General features: G+C 62.0%; 17 protein-coding genes, 2 tRNA genes and 1 pseudogene. 5 read left to right on the top strand and 15 right to left on the bottom strand.

The window, feature by feature from the left end:
* Nucleotides 1–103: 103 nt before the first annotated feature.
* Nucleotides 104–179, bottom strand: a tRNA-Gly gene (locus YA0848_RS03975).
* Nucleotides 180–181: 2 nt separating this feature from the next.
* Nucleotides 182–257 (bottom strand) — tRNA-Glu (locus YA0848_RS03970).
* Between the two features lie 379 nt (nt 258–636).
* On the opposite strand from YA0848_RS03970, the gene YA0848_RS03965 reads away from it, so the two are divergent.
* Nucleotides 637–1407: a hypothetical protein gene (locus YA0848_RS03965; protein ID WP_080758701.1), complete on the top strand. Its 771-nt coding sequence runs from the start codon at nt 637–639 to the stop codon at nt 1405–1407.
* 117 nt (nt 1408–1524) lie between these two features.
* Nucleotides 1525–2337, top strand: a complete 813-nt coding sequence (locus YA0848_RS03960; protein ID WP_169903248.1) for an alpha/beta fold hydrolase — start codon at nt 1525–1527, stop codon at nt 2335–2337.
* Nucleotides 2338–2371: 34 nt separating this feature from the next.
* Here YA0848_RS03960 and YA0848_RS36585 read toward each other — a convergent pair whose 3' ends face one another.
* From YA0848_RS36585 to YA0848_RS03945, 4 genes and pseudogenes are all read right to left on the bottom strand, one after another.
* Nucleotides 2372–3076 carry a methyl-accepting chemotaxis protein gene (locus tag YA0848_RS36585; RefSeq protein ID WP_371918513.1) on the bottom strand — a complete coding sequence of 235 codons (705 nt, stop codon included), beginning with the start codon at nt 3074–3076 and terminating at the stop codon, nt 2372–2374.
* A gap of 204 nt (nt 3077–3280) precedes the next feature.
* A pseudogene (locus tag YA0848_RS36580) lies at nt 3281–3457 on the bottom strand (HAMP domain-containing protein); the annotation flags it as partial.
* Nucleotides 3458–4452: 995 nt separating this feature from the next.
* The gene (locus YA0848_RS03950; RefSeq protein ID WP_169903249.1) at nt 4453–5865 is read right to left on the bottom strand and encodes an aminotransferase-like domain-containing protein; all 1413 of its coding nucleotides are present in this window, start codon (nt 5863–5865) and stop codon (nt 4453–4455) included.
* A gap of 202 nt (nt 5866–6067) precedes the next feature.
* Nucleotides 6068–6829, bottom strand: a complete 762-nt coding sequence (locus YA0848_RS03945; RefSeq protein WP_034096693.1) for an SDR family oxidoreductase — start codon at nt 6827–6829, stop codon at nt 6068–6070.
* A 228-nt stretch (nt 6830–7057) separates the two neighbouring features.
* On the opposite strand from YA0848_RS03945, the gene YA0848_RS03940 reads away from it, so the two are divergent.
* Nucleotides 7058–8062 (top strand): NADP-dependent oxidoreductase, encoded by a 1005-nt coding sequence (locus YA0848_RS03940; RefSeq protein ID WP_034096692.1) that lies wholly within the window; start codon nt 7058–7060, stop codon nt 8060–8062.
* A 79-nt stretch (nt 8063–8141) separates the two neighbouring features.
* On the opposite strand, the gene pyrF is transcribed toward YA0848_RS03940, so the two are convergent.
* Nucleotides 8142–8840, bottom strand: a complete 699-nt coding sequence (pyrF, locus tag YA0848_RS03935) for an orotidine-5'-phosphate decarboxylase (RefSeq protein ID WP_034096691.1) — start codon at nt 8838–8840, stop codon at nt 8142–8144.
* Nucleotides 8841–9099: 259 nt separating this feature from the next.
* Here pyrF and YA0848_RS03930 point away from each other — a divergent pair, with 259 nt between their 5' ends.
* The gene (locus tag YA0848_RS03930; protein ID WP_034096795.1) at nt 9100–9864 is read left to right on the top strand and encodes a response regulator; all 765 of its coding nucleotides are present in this window, start codon (nt 9100–9102) and stop codon (nt 9862–9864) included.
* Nucleotides 9864–10898 carry a sensor histidine kinase gene (locus YA0848_RS03925; RefSeq protein ID WP_034096690.1) on the top strand — a complete coding sequence of 345 codons (1035 nt, stop codon included), beginning with the start codon at nt 9864–9866 and terminating at the stop codon, nt 10896–10898. Before YA0848_RS03930 ends, YA0848_RS03925 begins: the two co-directional genes overlap by 1 nt.
* Here the strand turns inward: YA0848_RS03925 and YA0848_RS03920 are convergent.
* The 8 genes from YA0848_RS03920 to YA0848_RS03885 all read right to left on the bottom strand — a co-directional run bounded on the left by YA0848_RS03920 (nt 10895) and on the right by YA0848_RS03885 (nt 17725).
* Nucleotides 10895–11956 carry an AI-2E family transporter gene (locus tag YA0848_RS03920; RefSeq protein WP_034096689.1) on the bottom strand — a complete coding sequence of 354 codons (1062 nt, stop codon included), beginning with the start codon at nt 11954–11956 and terminating at the stop codon, nt 10895–10897. The two genes, YA0848_RS03925 and YA0848_RS03920, sit on opposite strands and share 4 nt — an antisense overlap.
* Nucleotides 11957–12030: 74 nt before the next feature.
* On the bottom strand, nt 12031–12849 hold the full coding sequence (locus YA0848_RS03915; protein WP_169903250.1) for a DUF4892 domain-containing protein: 819 nt from the start codon (nt 12847–12849) through the stop codon (nt 12031–12033).
* A 114-nt stretch (nt 12850–12963) separates the two neighbouring features.
* Nucleotides 12964–13818 (bottom strand): alpha/beta hydrolase, encoded by an 855-nt coding sequence (locus tag YA0848_RS03910; RefSeq protein ID WP_040266362.1) that lies wholly within the window; start codon nt 13816–13818, stop codon nt 12964–12966.
* Nucleotides 13815–14618, bottom strand: a complete 804-nt coding sequence (locus YA0848_RS03905; protein WP_034096686.1) for an alpha/beta fold hydrolase — start codon at nt 14616–14618, stop codon at nt 13815–13817. The genes YA0848_RS03910 and YA0848_RS03905 overlap by 4 nt, the downstream gene beginning before the upstream one ends.
* 97 nt (nt 14619–14715) lie before the next feature.
* Nucleotides 14716–15159: a hotdog fold thioesterase gene (locus YA0848_RS03900; protein WP_034112721.1), complete on the bottom strand. Its 444-nt coding sequence runs from the start codon at nt 15157–15159 to the stop codon at nt 14716–14718.
* Between the two features lie 31 nt (nt 15160–15190).
* Nucleotides 15191–16846 carry an AMP-binding protein gene (locus YA0848_RS03895; RefSeq protein WP_047882235.1) on the bottom strand — a complete coding sequence of 552 codons (1656 nt, stop codon included), beginning with the start codon at nt 16844–16846 and terminating at the stop codon, nt 15191–15193.
* Nucleotides 16847–16931: 85 nt separating this feature from the next.
* Nucleotides 16932–17381 (bottom strand): phosphohistidine phosphatase SixA, encoded by a 450-nt coding sequence (gene sixA, locus YA0848_RS03890; RefSeq protein WP_169868322.1) that lies wholly within the window; start codon nt 17379–17381, stop codon nt 16932–16934.
* Entirely contained in the window at nt 17378–17725 is a 348-nt protein-coding gene (locus YA0848_RS03885; RefSeq protein ID WP_034096682.1) for a DUF4389 domain-containing protein, read from the bottom strand. The genes sixA and YA0848_RS03885 overlap by 4 nt, the downstream gene beginning before the upstream one ends.

Raw genomic sequence — 17725 nt, 5'->3', positions numbered from 1 at the left:
GCTGTCGGTAGTTTTCAGTGGAACTCACTGGAATGAAAAAAGGACCCAAAGGCCCTGATTTCAACGACTTACAGAACCCAATGGAACTCTGCAGACCATAATTTGGAGCGGGAAACGAGACTCGAACTCGCGACCCCGACCTTGGCAAGGTCGTGCTCTACCAACTGAGCTATTCCCGCATTGGCGTCCCCTAGGGGACTCGAACCCCTGTTACCGCCGTGAAAGGGCGGTGTCCTAGGCCACTAGACGAAGGGGACACACGTACAACATTCACTCCCTACCGCGTTTCGCTGTGTGCTTTACGCTGTAAGTGGCGCGCATTCTATGGATGGATTGAAAGGTCGTCAACCCCCAAGGATAAATTTATTTAAATCAATGACTTCGCCCCCGTTTTGGGGCCTGCGAGGGCACTTTGCCCGCCCGCACCTTGACGCCTATATTCTGGCGCATGACAAGACGCTATAGTCCACCCTGACGAGTGATGGCAATATGAAGCCAACCATTTCAGCGCTCACCTATATAGATAGCAAGGGAGCCTGAGAAGAAAGAACTACGCGGCATCTGGTCGATCAGACCTATCCGCCTGATGGTCCAGTCACTACACTCTCCTGTAAACCCTATAAAGAGGTCACACCGGTGACACCACTCATGATCACCCTGCTGGTAATAGCCGGGATCGCAATACTGATCGCCATTGGCTACATGAACCATGTGGTGGAAAACAACAAGCTGGAAAAACAGCGCACCGAGATCGAACTCAACGATCGCCTGCGCCGTTGCGGTGAAATCACCGAGACGTTTCCTGGCCAGCTCATGACCCCTGCACTCAAGTTGCTGATGACCCGCCTTGAACTGAACGTCAATCAGCGCCTGTTGAACCTCAATAAGACCAACGCCGCGCTCAAGGACCGTATTACTGAGCTGAATGCACTGGTTGGCCAGGGCGAATCGATACCGGTTAACAACCCGCCCGCACCGATCCAGACCGAAGCCAAGGCCAAGGATGTACGCTTCCTCCTCGAAGCCCTGCACGGCCAGGTTACCCGCGCCGCCCAGGATGGTTTCCTGCCGGCCAACGAAGCCAAGCACTGGATCAGGGAAATTCGCCACATTCTGGTGTTGCTGCACATCGAGTTTTTCAACAATCTCGGCCAGCATGCGCTGCAACAAGGCCAGCCGGGCCAGGCGCGCCTGGCTTTCGAGCGTGGCGTGCAGTACCTGCGTAAGCAGCCGGAGCCGGTGCTCTACAGCGCCCAACTGCAAATGCTCGAATCCCAGCTGGCCCGCGCCAACTCCACCGTGCTGACCAACAGCAAGCCGGCCGAAGACGAGGTCAATGAATTGACCGAAGGCTTGAAAGTGGTGGACGCCGACGCCGAGTGGAAAAAGAAAGTCATTTACGACTGATCCCCTCCTCCCTATCTGGCGAACCTTGTTCGCCAGATGCCATCACTTTGCATCTATCCTCCCGCCTACGACTAGCGTAAAAAAGTGCCCCTCACACCGTGAAGAAAGAGGCCTGCTATGCCTGTCGCCGTGATTGATGGACAACCGCTGCATTACATCGACCAGGGCTGCGGCCCGGCTGTCCTGCTGGGCTCGAGTTACCTGTGGGACCGCACTATGTGGGCGCCGCAGGTCGAGGCACTGTCGCAAAAGTACCGCGTGATCGTGCCCGAGCTATGGGGCCACGGCGAATCGGGCCCACTGCCCCCGCGCACCCAATCTCTTGACGACCTGGCGCGCCAGTCCCTGGCCCTGCTGGACCAGTTGGATATCCCCAGCGTAAACCTGGTGGGTCTGTCGGTCGGCGGCATGTGGGGCGCGCGCCTTGCCCTGCTCGCGCCTGAACGCGTTAACAGCCTGGTACTGATGGACACGTACCTGGGCGCCGAGCCCGAGGCCACGCTTCAGTACTATTTCTCACTGTTCAAGATGATTGAAGAAGCCGGCGCTATCCCTGAGCCGCTGCTGGATGTGATCGCACCGATTTTCTTCCGCGCCGAAATTGACCGCGAGTCGGCGTTGTATCAGAACTTTCGCCAGTCCCTGCGAGACTTCCCCCGGGAACGCCTGCTGGACAGCATTGTGCCTCTGGGCCGGCTGATCTTCAGTCGCAAGGATGTGCTCGCGCAGCTGCCGCGCCTGGACCGCGACACCACCTTGGTAATGTGCGGCCAGCAGGACAAGCCTCGGCCACCGGCAGAATCGGCAGAAATGGCCAAGCTGATCGGTTGCAGCCTGATCCCGATTCCGGACGCGGGGCATATCTCTTCGCGGGAAAACCCGGACTTCGTCAATGAAGCCCTGCTGACGTTTCTGGCCAACCACGCTTAATTGCCCGCGCCTTTGGTCGCCGTCAGCGCGGCAATCAGAGGCGGAAGTGCCCCACCATACCCTTGAGTTCGGCGCCCAACTGCGCCAGCTCGATACTCGACGCGGCGTTCTCCTGCATGCTCAACGCCGACTGATCGGCGCTGGCTCGAATACTGGTGACACTGCGGTTGATCTCTTCGGCCACCGAGCTTTGCTCCTCGGCGGCGGCGGCAATCTGCTGATTCATCTGCTGGATCAGCGACACCGCTGACGCAATGCTGCCCAGAGCACTTTCGGTTTCCAGCGCATCGCTGACCGCCAGCTTCACCAGTTCGCCACTCTGTTGAATCTGCTGCACCGACGTTTGTGCGGCGCTGCGCAAGGTGCCGACCAGCCGTTCGATCTCTTCGGTCGATTGTTGCGTACGCTTGGCCAACGCTCGCACTTCATCGGCCACGACGGCAAAGCCGCGGCCCTGTTCGCCCGCCCGTGCGGCTTCAATGGCGGCGTTCAGCGCCAGCAGGTTGGTCTGCTCGGCAACACTTTTGATCACGCTCAACACCGTACCGATATGCTGGATTTCCGCACTCAGGCTTTCGATGCTGGCACTGGCGCCTGTGCTGGACGTGGCCAACAGCTCGATGCGCTGCAAACTCTGACGCACCACCTGCTGGCCGCTGTCGACTTTCTCGTCGGCGGTCTGTGCCGCCTGCGCCGCTTCTTCGGCGTTGCGCGCCACATCGTGCACAGTGGCGGTCATCTGGTTCATGGCGGTGGCCACCTGCTCGGTCTCTTCCTTCTGGCTGCTCACCTCGACATTGGTCTGCTCGGTCACGCTGGACAGCGAATGAGCGGAGCTGGCCAATTGCTCGATACCGGCCTGCAACCCGCTGACCATATGGCTTAAACCATTACCCATCTGCTGCATGGCCTGCATCAACTGGCCGATTTCATCGCGCCGGTTGACCTCCATCCGACCGCTTAAATCGCCATCGGCAATCCGCTGAGCCACGGAGATCACACTGCGCAGGGGCGCAACGATCAAGCGGGTAATCACCCAAGATGCAATCAAGCCCACCAGCAGGGCCAGTGCCGACGAGCCGATTATCAGCAACGCGCTTTTCTTCAATTGCGCCTGCATCGACTGATCTTCGGCGTTATAGGCCTGGTTGACCCGACTGACCACCTGCTCCGCTCGATCATGCAATTGTGTGTAAACCAGTTTTTCCTGAGCCAGCAGGTCCGTGTATTCGCCGAGTTTTTCGCCGAAGGCGGCAATATGTCCCGACACCTCGCCAAGTACGGTCTGGTAGCCCGCATCCTTGACTGAGGTTTTCAACTGCTCGACCTGCGCCAGGGCCTGTTCTGCCTGCTCGATCTTGCCTTGCTCGATATTGTCTTCGTCTACCTTACGGCTCTGATTCAGACGCACATGGGCTTCGTTCATGGCTTGCAGCATCAAGCGCGACACCTGGCTAACCTGACCGGCCTGCTCGATAAACTCGGCGCCCTCCTTGCCCTGGCTTTCCTTGAGCCCATAGGCACCGTCGTCCGCCAGACCGGCCTGCAACACATCAAGGTTGTTGGCCACGCTGGACACTGACCAACTGGCCATTTCCAGGGCCAGGTCCTTGGTCTGGGTCAGTTCGACAAACTCATCGAAAGCCTTGCGATAGGCGGCAAGGGCCTGCTCGACATCGGTCATGGCTGGCACATTGGCAGCGGATTGGGTCTTGAGGCTGGCCGCCTCAGCGGCCAGGGCATCGACGGCCTCATGCAGCGCGTCGACCGCCTTGGGGTCGGCGTGCAAAGCGTAGTCCTGTTCGATCAAGCGCACCTTGAGCAAACCGCTGTTGAGCGAGGACATGGCCTTGAGCCCTTCGAACCGTTGCCCGACGGTTTGCAGGGACCATACGCCGATGGCCGCCACTACCGCCGTCAACAGCAGCACCAGGGTGAAACCCAAGCCCAGTTTTTTCGCCATACCCAGGTTGGCGAAACGTCGTTGCACGGCCGAAATCATTGCACTTGATCCTCTTGCAATGGCAGATGCCATCAAGCCCGGTAGACAAGCAGCAGATTGGCAACGACAGGGGCCTCAACACAAGACACTGACGCCGGAATAATGGCAAAAAGCTACACGCCCGTCGTTTTCAGAATGGTCGAGGTCGATCTAGCGGGCCCCACGGCACGCATCAGCGCCAGAGCCCGTTGGTCTGAAGCATAGGCTACATTGATGCGCAGCCACTCACTGTATTCGCCGGTTGGGTTGAAAAGTGAGCCCGGCGAGAGCAAAACACCGAGCCGGCGGGCAAACGCCTGCACCCGCGAGACGGCATTCGCCCCCGGTCGCGCCCATAGGAACATGCCGCCGGCGGGCACGGTAAACACCTCCCACTCTTCGTCTTCCAGCACCTGTAAGGTAGCGGCCATCTCAGTGCTCAGCCGCTTGCGCAAGCGCTGCACCCATTTGCGATAGGTACCGTTGGCCAGCAGCGTGCTGACCACCGCTTCGGCAAACCGCGAGGTGCCGAAACCGGTGGAGGTCTTGAGGGTGGCCAGCCGGGCGATAAGACTTGCTTCCGCGCAGAGGTAGCCAACGCGCAAAGCACTGCTCAAGGTCTTGGAAAAGCTGGCCACGTAAATCACCCGACCTTCATGGGGCAACGCCGCGAGCCGGGTGCAGGTGGCGTGCTGCAGGTCGCCGTAGACATCCTCCTCAATGATCAGGAAGTCATCGCGACGAGCCAGCTCCAGTAGCCGTTCGGCCACGACACGGCACAGGCTGGAGCCAGTCGGGTTGTGATACAGGCTGTGAGTGAACAAGCATTTTGGACGATGGCGCTGCAACAGCGCTTCGAGCGCCTGGATGTCCGGCCCGCCCGGTGTGCGCGGCACTTCCAGCAGGTGCACACCATGGAACGCCAGTTGCCGGTAAAGATTGCCGTATCCCGGGGTTTCCACCACCACGCAGTCACCGGCGCGCAGTAGCACACGGATCAGCAAATCCACGGCATGACTGGCGCCACCGGTGGTGAGAATGCAATCAAGACGAGTGTCGATATGAAGGTGCGTCAGGCGCTTAAGCAGTTGTTCACGCAACACGGGCAAGCCCAATGGCGTGCTGTAATTGAACAGCCCGGCGGTGTCGGTACGGCTGACTTCGCGAATCGCGTAACTGATGTCATCGCTTTCATGCCAGGCCTCCGGCAGCCAGCCGCAGCCTAGCTTCAACTCGCCCAAGGGGCTATCGGCAAAATCGCCCCAGTCGCGCTCGGCGCCTTCATACCATTGGCACTCATGGGCCACAGGCGGCTCGGCCACCATAAAGCCGGCGCCGTGCCTGTGGGCCAGCAATCCTTGGGCGACCATGCGCTCTAAAGCTTCGATCACGCTGGACTGACTGAGCAGATTATCGAGGGCCAACCGCCGCACCGACGGCAAGCGAGTGCCGGGGCTCACCTCGTTCTTGCGAATCCATTGCGTCACTGCACTGACGATTTGCTGCACCACCGGTACAAGGGCTTGTCGATCGATCCCTAAATCCATGCGCCACTCACTTCAACTGTTTGTTTTCAACCCAACGAGTTAAGCACAGAAGCGCGTAATGACCGGTGGCCAAGATTTATTAAAGTATTGATTTTATTGAGTTATTTACCTTGTGATACATATTCGATCGCGGCGTTTAGCCAGCTCCGGAAACGCCCCACATCCCTCCCAGACCTTTTCGAATGGGGCGTCACACCGCGTCCTAAATCGCTGTTGCGCCACCGTCCACCGCTAATGCCTGGCCGGTGGTGAACGCCGCGCCATCGCTGCACAGGTACAGCACCGCGCTGGCGATTTCCTCGACCTTGCCGATACGCCCCACCGGGTGCATGGCGGCGGCGAAATCGGCCTTGCGCGGGTCGGCTTCATAGGCGCGCCGAAACATATCGGTGTCAATCACCGCCGGGCATACGGCATTGACGCGGATTTTCTTTTTCGCATATTCGATGGCCGCCGACTTGGTGAGGCCGATCACCGCATGCTTGGACGCGGCATATATGCTCATCTTCGGCGCCGCCCCCAGGCCCGCCACCGAAGCGGTGTTGACGATGGCACCGCCGCCCTGGGCCAGCAGCAGCGGCAACTGGTGCTTCATGCACAGCCACACGCCTTTGACGTTGACGCCCATGATGGCATCGAACTCGTCCAGGCTGCCGTCGGCAAGTTTGCCCTTTTCGATCTCGATACCGGCGTTATTGAAGGCGTAGTCCAGACGCCCATACGCCGCCAGGGTCTGCGCCATCAATTGCTGCACCTCGGCTTCCTGAGTCACGTCGCAGCGCACGAACAACGCCTCGCCACCGGCCTGACGGATCAGCGTCACCGTCCCTTCGCCGCCGGCCACATCCAGGTCGGCCACCACGACTTTCAAACCTTCGGCGGCGAACGCCAGGGCAGTAGCGCGGCCGATACCCGCAGCGGCGCCGGTGACCAGGGCGACCTGGCCGGAAAACGTCATGCTCATGGAGGGATGTCCTATGGAGGAAATATACGTGGCGGGAGTCTAGCCAAGGTCATGATGCACACGTCAGCACTATCAAAAGGCCGGTTGGCGCTGCATGAGCGGCAGTGATAAGGCGACTGGGCCTACCATCAGCGCGGCCTATCGACGAGCATTCGCACCTCTCGCCGACCTTGCTCCCAGGCCCGCCAGGGTCTATCACTGAGCATTCATTTCTAACGAGTCCCTGCCATGACCGCCCAGACCAATCGCCAATTCCTGCTCGCCAAACGCCCGGTCGGCGCCGCTACGCGGGATACCTTCACGTACCAGGAAGTCCCAGTGGGCACCCCCAAGGACGGTGAAGTACTGGTGCGTAACGAATACCTGTCCCTCGACCCGGCCATGCGCGGATGGATGAATGAGGGCAAGTCCTACATCCCACCGGTCGGCATCGGCGAAGTAATGCGCGCGCTGGGCGTAGGCAAAGTGATTGCGTCCAACAACCCCAAGTTTGCCGTCGGCGATTACGTGAACGGCGCCCTGGGGGTGCAGGATTATTTCCTCGGCGAGCCCCGGGGTTTCTATAAGGTCGACCCAACGTTGGCACCATTGCCGCGCTATCTGTCCGCCCTGGGCATGACCGGCATGACCGCCTACTTCGCCTTGCTGGAGACTGGCGCGCCGAAGGCCGGTGAGACGGTGGTGATCTCCGGTGCCGCCGGCGCCGTGGGCAGCATTGCCGGTCAGATAGCCAAACTCAAAGGCTGCCGCGTGGTGGGCATTGCCGGCGGAGCCGACAAATGTGCATTCCTGGTGGATGAGCTGGGCTTCGATGCGGCCATCGATTACAAGAACGAAGACGTACCCGCCGCCCTCAAGCGCGAATGCCCCAAAGGGGTGGATGTGTATTTCGATAACGTTGGCGGCGATATTCTCGACGCGGTGCTCAGCCGCCTGGCCCTCAAGGCTCGGGTCGTGATTTGCGGCGCAATCAGCCAGTACAACAACAAGGAAGCGGTCAAAGGCCCGGCCAATTACCTGTCACTGTTGGTCAATCGCGCACGGATGGAAGGCTTCGTGGTCATGGATCATGCCGCGAACTTCGCCGCCGCCGGGCAGGAAATGGCCGGCTGGATGGCGCAAGGTAAGCTCAAGAGCAAGGAAGATATCGTCGAGGGGCTGGAGACGTTCCCGGAAACCCTGATGAAACTGTTCAACGGCGAGAACTTTGGCAAGTTGGTGTTGAAGGTCTAAGCGCACTGGCCAAAAAAAACGCCTGCATCCCGTCGGTCAGGGTGCAGGCGTTCTCGTCAGTGGCTCGCGCTTGACGTGATCAGGCGATCTCGGCAACCACTGCCGCCAGCGCCTTGGCCGGATCCGCCGCTTGGCTGATCGGACGGCCGATCACCAGGTAGTCGGAGCCGGCGTCCAGTGCCTGGCGCGGGGTCAGGATGCGGCGCTGGTCGTCCTGAGCACTGCCCGCCGGGCGAATGCCGGGGGTGACCAGTTGCAGCGACGGGTGCGCGGCCTTCAGCGCCTGGGCCTCCAGGGCCGAGCACACCAGACCGTCGAGGCCGGCTTTCTGCGCCAGGGCCGCCAGGCGCAGTACCTGCTCCTGAGGCTCGATATCCAGGCCGATCGCGGCCAGGTCCTCGCGCTCCATGCTGGTCAGCACGGTCACACCGATCAACAGCGGCTTGGGGCCGCTACGCTGTTCCAGCACTTCACGGCAAGCGCTCATCATGCGCAGGCCGCCGGAGCAATGCACGTTGACCATCCACACGCCCATTTCCGCAGCCGCCTTGACAGCCATGGCGGTGGTGTTGGGGATATCGTGGAATTTCAGGTCGAGGAACACCTCGAAGCCTTTGTCACGCAGGGTGCCGACGATGTCCGCGGCGCAGCTGGTGAACAGTTCCTTGCCGACCTTGACCCGGCAGAGGCTTGGGTCCAACTGGTCAGCCAGCTTCAGTGCGGCGTCACGGGTGGGGTAATCCAGGGCGACGATGATAGGAGTCTGGCAGGCGGACATTGGAATGGGCTCTCAGGCAAGTCGAAATCGGCGCGGATTGTAGCGTAAGCGACGCCGTTGCGGGATCCGATGATCGGTAAATACTGACCAAGCGTGCGCAGGCCGGCATTTCGCGCATATATTTCAAATCCGATACATTCACGACACGCCCCCAACACGCCCCGCCGCTAGCCTCGCTCGCACGACCCACCGACCAGCACTACCAGCCATGGGGCTGGGCGCCTATGCTGACCGCAATCACCTGGCAGATGACCGCACTATGCAAACTCCTTGCGCCCCTGTGAACGACGAGCAAAAAGACCCGGCCAGCGCCGACGATAAGCGCTGGACGACCCGCGCACTGGTGGTCGACGACGATGTGCCGATCCGCGAACTGCTGATCGACTACCTGGCCCGCTTCAGTATTCTGGCCACCGGTGTCAACGATGGCGCCGAGATGCGCCAGGCCATGCACGCCGAGACTTTCGACGTGGTGGTGCTCGACCTGATGTTGCCGGGCGAGGATGGCCTGTCGCTGTGCCGCTGGCTGCGGGCCGAGTCGGATATTCCGATCCTGATGCTCACCGCGCGCTGCGAACCCACCGACCGCATCATCGGCCTGGAACTGGGGGCCGATGACTACATGTCCAAACCCTTCGAGCCCCGCGAGCTGGTGGCGCGCATCCAGACCATCCTGCGCCGCGTGCGCGACGATCGCAGCGAGCAGCGCGCCAATATCCGCTTCGACACCTGGCGCCTGAACAGCGTGCTGCGCCAGCTGGTGGCCGACGACGGCCTGGTGGTGCCGCTGTCCAATGCCGAATTTCGCCTGCTTTGGGTATTTATCGAACGCCCGCGCCGGGTGCTGAGCCGCGAGCAATTGCTGGATGCCGCGCGCGGGCGTTCCATCGAAGCGTTCGATCGCAGCATCGACCTGCTGGTCTCGCGCCTGCGGCAAAAACTCGGGGATGACCCCAAGGCACCGCAGTTGATCAAGACCGTGCGCGGCGAAGGCTACCTGTTCGACGCACGGGACATCGGCTGATGCGCGGCACCTTCAACACGCTGTTTGGGCGGCTGTTCGGCGTGTTGCTGGTGGCCATTGTGCTGGCCCATGGGCTGGCGTTTTTCTGGTTTCACCACTACGGCCCGCCCCCGCCGCCGCCCGAGGAGACCTTTATCGAGCAGTCGGACGGCACGATGAAACCCTTGCCCAAGCATCAGCGACCCTGGTTCGGCGGCCCGGTGGTGCCCCTGACGTTTCAATTTATTTCGCTGATCATTGCCGCCTGGTATGGCGCCAAGCTGCTCAGCCGGCCGATACAGCGTCTGAGCGAAGCCGCCGAACGCTTGAGCCTGGACCTCGACAGCCCGCCGCTCAACGAATCCGGCCCGCTGGAAGCGCAACAGGCCGCATCGACCTTCAACCTGATGCAACGGCGCATCCGCGAGCAGGTCAGCCAACGCGCACGCATGCTCGGCGCGGTGTCCCATGACCTGCGCACGCCGTTGTCGCGCCTCAAGTTGCGCCTGGAGCAGATCGAAGACACCCGCCTCCAGGGCCAGATGCGCCAGGACCTGGACGACATGATCGGCATGCTGGACGCGACGTTGAGTTACCTGCACGAACAACGCACCAGCGAGACCCGACACTGGCTGGACGTGCAGGCGCTGGTGGAATCCCTGAGCGAAAACGCCCAGGACCAAGGCTGCGACGTGCAGTTTGCCGGCACCTGCGCACCGCTGCAGGTGCAACCCATGGCCTTGCGTTCGTGCCTGAACAATCTGATCGACAACGCCCTGCGGTACGCCGGCACGGCGCGTATCGAACTGACCGACAGCCGTGAAGCGCTGGTGATCCGGGTAATCGACCACGGCCCCGGGATTGCGGCGGACAAGCGCGAGGCGGTGTTCGAGCCGTTTTTTCGACTGGAGGGCTCACGCAACCGCAACTCCGGCGGTGTCGGCCTGGGCATGACGATTGCCAAGGAAGCCGTGGAACGCCTCGGCGGCCGCCTGTGCCTGGAAGAAACCCCGGGCGGCGGCTTGACCGCGGTGATGCGCTTGCCCAGGGCTTAAAGAGCCTGGTCGTCCCGACGGCCCTGGGCGTGAGTTGCGCTCCAATCCATCAACAGGCTATAGGCCACTGCGAGCAAGGTCGGACCGATAAACAAGCCGATAAAGCCAAAGGCAATCAAGCCGCCGAACACCCCCAGCAGCACGATCACCAGCGGCAGGTTGCCGCCACGGCTGATCAGGTAGGGTTTGAGCACGTTGTCCACGCCGCTGATGATGAAGGTGCCCCACACGCCGAGGAATATCGCGTAGGTGTAATCGCCCTTCCAGGCCAGCCACGCGGTGGCCGGGATCCACACCAGCGGCGGGCCCATGGGAATCAGGCTGAGCATAAAGGTGACGATGCCCAGCACCAGCGCCCCAGGCACGCCGGCAATAATGAACCCCACCAAAGCCAGCACGGCCTGGGCCGCAGCCGTGCCGATCACGCCGTTGACCACCCGTTGCACGGTTCCGGCCACCAGTTCGATGTAGTAACCGGCGCGGTCGCCGATCAAGCGTTCCAGCAAACGATGGACGAACATCGCCAAACGCGGCCCGTCGCGGTAGAAAAAGAACACGAAGACCAGGCTCAGGGTGAGTTCCAGAATGCCCCCGCCGATCTGCGCGCTGCGCGCCAGCAGCCAGTTGCCCACCTGCCCCAGGTACGGTTTGAGGCTGACCATCAACGCAGCGCCCTGCTGATCGATGCTGTCCCACATCGCCGCCAATCGCTCGCCTACCAACGGGATCGCGCCCAGCCACGTCGGCGCCTCGGGCAGGCCATCGACCTGAATATCCTTGATCAATGCCACGGCATCACGCACATGGTCGGCCAGGTTGAACCCCAGCCATACCAGCGGCACCGCCACCAACAGCATCCAACCCAAGGTCAGGATCGCGGCAGCCAGGGACTCGCGCCCACCCAGCCAACGCGTGAGCAACACCATCAGCGGCCAACTGGCAAATGCCAGCACCGCGCCCCAGAACAGCGCCGACCAGAACGGCGCCAACACCCAGAAACTGGCACCGAACAGCACCAGCAGCAGGATTTGCACCAGCAGGCGATCGTTATTGAGCATGGGGAATCTCTGAAAAAGGAGGCTTTAGGAAGAAAGATTAGGCGAACGGCGCGGGTCCATTCGCCAGGTGGCGATCAGCGTATCAGATGCAGGTGCAGACCTTGGGTTTCACCGTTGCCGCTCTCCATGCGCGCCGCGCGCACGCCCTGCTCGATCAGCGCCTGACGCCAGGCTTCGGCATTCGGGCCGCTGAGGCTTACGCGCAGGGTGGTATCCAGGTTAAGGCCACGGGAAATGAGGGTCAGCCACGTGGCGTCCGGTTCACCGTTCAATGCGGGGAAGTCCAGCTCGCCGGTGCTTTTGAGCTCGCGCAACAGTGTGGCCGAGGTGGGCAACAGGTCGCCCAGCGGCGTCGCGGCGTCCAATTGCTCCACATGCAGGTAGGCGCGACGATTACCACGGGTGATGGCGTACAGCGCGACCAGCGAATTGGCCTGGGGCTCGGCCAGGCGCACTAGCAGGTATTCCTGCTGGCTATCGGCGCCCACCAGCTTGGCGTTGCCGAAAACCTCGTTGGCCCACAGGCTGCTTTCGCCGCAGTCCCGGGCCTTGCACCAGAACAGCAGTTGCGCGCCCTGGGCCTGCAACGCCTCGCGCGTGGCGGTGAACGCCGCACTGGAGCTGTGCTCGGGGGGCAGTTCATAGGTAATGGCGGTAGTCTGGCCCCGCGCGAGGGCCTGGCCTTCGTAACGCAGTTGGCCGCTGATCTTGCGGATCGCGCCCAGGGGGTAGATGCGTTCTTTTTCTTCGGCGGGGCGATAATCGACAATCTGCGCGTCGACCTGACGGGCCACGGCGGGCAGGTCCTGGCTGCCCGGCACGTCGGCGGCGAACACCAACGGGCTGAATACGCATAACCCCAGAGCACGAATAGATCGGTTGCGCACGCTCATCGGATTGGTGAGCCCTGACCGAGGGTAAGCGTCGCGGTATTAAGATCGGTGTTGAATATGTGCATGGTTGACTCCCGTTCAATCCGCCCAGCCTCGGCAGTTGACCGCGCCAAGTCAAGGCGCGGAGAAGAACCGATTGAAACAGTCTGCAACAAGGACCGCGCCAGGCTCATCATTCAGGTGTAAATGATGGCCACCAGGCAGCGTGGTTACCGTAAAGGGTAGCTGGGAAAGCAATTCGGGATGTTTCGATAGCATGCCGTCGGCAGCGACCACCAATTGCGTAGGGCAGTCAACTCGCCGTATGAAGGCCATCGCCTGCTCATCGGTCAGGCGCATTGGCGAAGCCAGGGTCAAGCGACTGTCCGTGCGCCAGGTGTAACCGCCAGGCACCGGCATCAAACCGCGCTGGGCCAGCAGTTCAGCGGCCTCGCGGCTGACGGCTACCAAGCCTTTCATGCGCGCCTCGACCGCGCGCTCCAGCGTGCCGTACACCGGTTTACGTTTGCCCTGCAGGTTCAATTGCGCCTGCAATGCCATGCCTAGCCTCTCGGCCGCATTTTCGCCCGGCGCAGTGGGTGGGATCACACCGTCAATCAACCCCAGGTGGGTCACACGCTCGGGTAAGGCCCCGGCCAGCACCATGGACACAATGGCGCCGAGGGAATGCCCCAGTAGTGCAAAACGTTTCCACCCCAGTTGCTCGGCCACTTGCAGCACGTCGAACACGTAATCCCACAAGGCATAGCCGGCGCCCACCGGGCGGTGCGCCGAGTGCCCGTGGCCGGCCATGTCCAGGGCCACAATGCGCAGCCCGGTCAACTTCGGCGCCAGGCGCGCGAAGCTGTTGGCATTGTCCAGCCAGCCATGCAAGGCGATCACTGGCAAACCGTCCTCGGGCCCAAACAAATGGGCGGCCAACTCGATATGGGGCAGGCTCAGGCGCACTTCTTCGACTGATGTGCTCATGCGCAGCTGCGCTCACGGGCGTCCCAACGGGCGAACAGGTTCTTGATCAAGGTCGCGGTATCCTGCGGGCGTTCGAGGGGGAACATATGGCCGCCAGGCATGGTGAGCATTTCGCCCATGGGCAAACGCCCGACGCCGCTGGCGTGGTGACGCATTACCACGCGGCTCTGCCGACCGCGCACCACCGCCAGCGGCACCTTCATCTGGCGCACTTGGCCAGGGCTGGTGTGGGGCACGCCGCGGTAGATGCTGATTTCGGTAGCCGGGTCGAAGCGCAGGCGCAGACGATCGCCCACCGTTTGCAGGCCATGTTGCAGGTAGGCGTCGAAGCAATCCGGATCGAAGCCCCGAAACAGGGTCTTGCCGGCGAAGTAGCTGCGCGCGGCATCCAGGTCGGCGAACTCCTCGCGCCGGCCGAGGGTGCGCCCGGCCGGGGTCAGCCGGTCGATAAACCCAAAGCGCTTGGCGGCACGGATCACCCAACGGTCGGCGCGGGTCAGTACCGGGGAATCGAGCATCACCACGCCGCGATACAGCTGCGGGCATCGCAGGGCGGCGTGCAGGTGCAAAACGCCGCCCAGGGAATGGCCCACGCCCCACACCGGTTGCGGCTGCTGCTCCAGATGGTGGATCAGTTCGTCCACCAGGTTCTGCCAGTTATCATCCACCGGAAACCGTGGGTCGTGACCGTGCTGCGGCAGGTGGGCCACCGTATATTCCGGGGCCAGGGCCGCAAAGAGCTTGCCGTAGGTGGCCGATGGGAACCCATTGGCGTGGGCGAAAAACACGTGCTGCGACATACCGGATCCATCTGCAATAACCGAACTCGATTGTCAGCATGCCCGGCAGGCACGGCAATGACTGTAACTGCCAGGAATGATGACACTCACGCCATGCCTATCGGGCCGGCGGGTTCTCGCCCAACGGCACCACGGCCATGGTCAGGCGCGAGATGCAGGTGGGCTTGCCTTCTTCGTTGCTCAAGCGGATATCCCATACCTGCGTGCTGCGGCCGATATGCACGGCCCTGGCCACCGCCGTTACCCGCCCGCTACGCACACCGCGCAGGTGGTTGGCGTTTACTTCCAGGCCCACGCAGTAGTACTTGCTGGTGTCCACGCACAGGTACGCGGCCATCGAGCCGATACTCTCGGCCAGCACCACCGACGCGCCGCCATGCAGCAGGCCAAACGGCTGGTGCGTGCGCGCATCGACCACCATGCTCGCGGTCAGGGACTCGTCGTCGAAGCTTTCGAAGCGAATATCCAACAATTCACCGATGGTGTTTTTCTGGCTGGCATTGAGGTGTTCGATATTCGGTTGGGTGCGCCACAGGCTCATGCAGGTGTCCTTTGGTGTTTTTATGATGACCCTAATCCTGCCACACAATCGCTTCGGTGCGCTCGCTCCAAGCGTGCAAATGTGCGCCGTAAGTCGCTTCGATCACGTTGCGCTTGATTTTGAGGGTGGGCGTGAGAAAGCCGTTTTCCACGCCCCACACGCCGTTGACCACTACCAATCGGCTCAAGCGCTCATGTTTATCCAGCGTGGCGTTGATCTGTTGCAACCAACGCTCAAGGCTGCCTTGCAAAGTCGCGCGCGCTTCGCTCGGGGCCGCTTGCGACAACACGCACAGGCCCATCGGCGCCGCCAGGCCATCGCCGACCACGCACACCTGCTCGATCCGTGCATGCTCGGCCAGGCGGTTTTCGATGGGCGCTGGCGCGACGTATTTGCCCTTGCTGGTCTTGAAGATTTCCTTGAGCCGTCCGGTCAGGCGCAGGCGCCCCTCGGCATCCTGCTCGCCCTTGTCACCGGTACGCAGGAAACCGTCGGCGGTGAGGGTTTCGCGGGTTTTATCCGGGTCTTTGAAGTAACCGAGCATGGTGGCCTCGCTGCGCACTTGCACTTCACCGGCGGGGTCGATGCGCACCTCGACGTCGGGGCATGGGGTGCCGATCCAGCCGATGGTCTGCTGGCCGGGGCGGCATACGTGGGAATAGCCGCAACTTTCGGTCATCCCGTACACCTCCAGTACATCCAGCCCGAGGCGCCGATACCAGTGCAGCAGAGCTTCGGGCACTGGCGCCGCGCCGGACAGCGCAACGCGCAGCGCGTCCAGCCCCAGGCCGGCAAGGACCTTGCGGCCTATACGCGGCCCGATAAACGGCAGGCGCAATAGCCTATCCAGGCGGCGCGGCGGCACCCTGGAGTAGACACCCAGTTGGAATTTGCTCCAGATCCGCGGTACGCCGAACAAAGCGGTCGGCCTCGCCCGGCGCAGGTCGGTTAGAAATGTGTCGAGGCTCTCGGCGAAAAATACCGTTTGCCCGGTGTAGATCGCCGCCAATTCCACGAACATCCGCTCTGCCACATGGCACAGCGGTAGGTACGACAGCAACCGATCGCCCTCCCCCAGGCCGAACAGTTGCGTGCCACGGGTGGCGGCAAACCCCAAGGCGCCGAAGCTGTGCATCACGCCTTTAGGCAGGCCGGTGGTGCCGGAGGTGTAGATGATGGTTGCAAGCGCCGTGGCATCGGGCGTCGGATCGTCCTCAATCGGTGCGCAGGCTTGTAGATCGGCCCAACTGAAATCGAACACGCCAGGCGGGCACAACGGCAGGCTAATGGTCGGGACGCCGTGGGGCACGCCAGGCGCCATGGCGGGCCAGTCGTCGAGCTTGCCGACCAGCACCAGCGCCGCCTCGGAATGGGTCAGCACATGGGCGACGGAATCAGCGGTGAGATTGGGGTACAGCGGCACTGAAACGTGCCCGGCCATCCAGATCGCCAGATCGGCGATGATCCAGTGGGCGCAGTTTTTCGAAATCAGGGCAATGTGCGAGCCGGGGGGCAACGCCCGCTCACGCAGCCATTGGGCGGCGCGGCGGGCCTGCTGGCCCGCGTCCGCCCAGGTAAGGCGCTGCACCTCGCCGCCGCCCAAGGGCTGCACCAGAAACGTCTTGTGTGGGTGACGGGTTTCTCGCTCGAATAACACCGGTAGCGGCAAACGAACAGCGACAGGCATGGAACGCGCTCCTCTGTGGTCCGACTATAACCAACCAAGCACTTGCTCGGCTGACTATAGAGCACCCACAAAGAAGATCCATCCCTTAAGGATTTTTTACGCTCACCAGGCTCATCAGCCCCGCCAACGCAAATTCGCCCTCCAGCTGCGCCAGGCTGGCGGTGTACATCGGCTGCGGCTGGCGCGAATGGCCGTGTTGCAGAAAACTGATCAGATTGCCCACCAACGGTTGATGGCTGACCAGCAGTACGTTGTCCTCAGCCTCCAGATGCGCCAGCACTTGCTCTGGGCTGCCCTCGGGTGTCAGCCACGGCACCGTGCGAATGTCCGGCACAAAACCCAACGCCTCGCGCACCAGTCGGGCGGTCTGCTGTGCCCGCACGTAGGGGCTGGCGATGATCGCGTTAAGGGGCTGACCGATCAGGTGCGCGGCGCTGCGCAATACTTCAGCGCGGCCACGCTCGGTAAGGTTGCGTTCGGCGTCGGTGCGCGCATGGGCCTCGGCCTCGCCGTGGCGCAGAATCCACAGCTTCACAGTTTCGGCTCTTCGTCGCGGACCGGGTGCGGCGCCGGTGGCACGCTGTGAGCCGCTTCGCCTTCGGGTACGCGCGGTGCCGGCCAATCAGCGAACGGCCAAGGCTTTTGCTCGGTATGGAAACTGCCGAAACGACCGATCTGCGCCAGGAACTGGCTGAGGCTGTCGCCGACATTCATCAAGCCGAGGTTCGGCGCGCCGTAGATCAGGCGATAAATCAATTGCACCACCACCAGCACACCGAGGAGAAACTGCGCCACTTGCCAGACCAGGGCAAACACCAGCATCCACAGGATGCGCAGGCCGATGGCTTCATACTTGGGGGCTGCTTTCGGATCGTTCAT

Source organism: Pseudomonas sp. S4_EA_1b (genome assembly GCF_016307435.1).
Classification (GTDB): Bacteria; Pseudomonadota; Gammaproteobacteria; order Pseudomonadales; family Pseudomonadaceae; genus Aquipseudomonas; species Aquipseudomonas rhodesiae.
The sequence above is the reverse complement of the archived record's forward strand: the minus strand, read 5'-3'. Positions and strand labels throughout refer to the sequence as shown.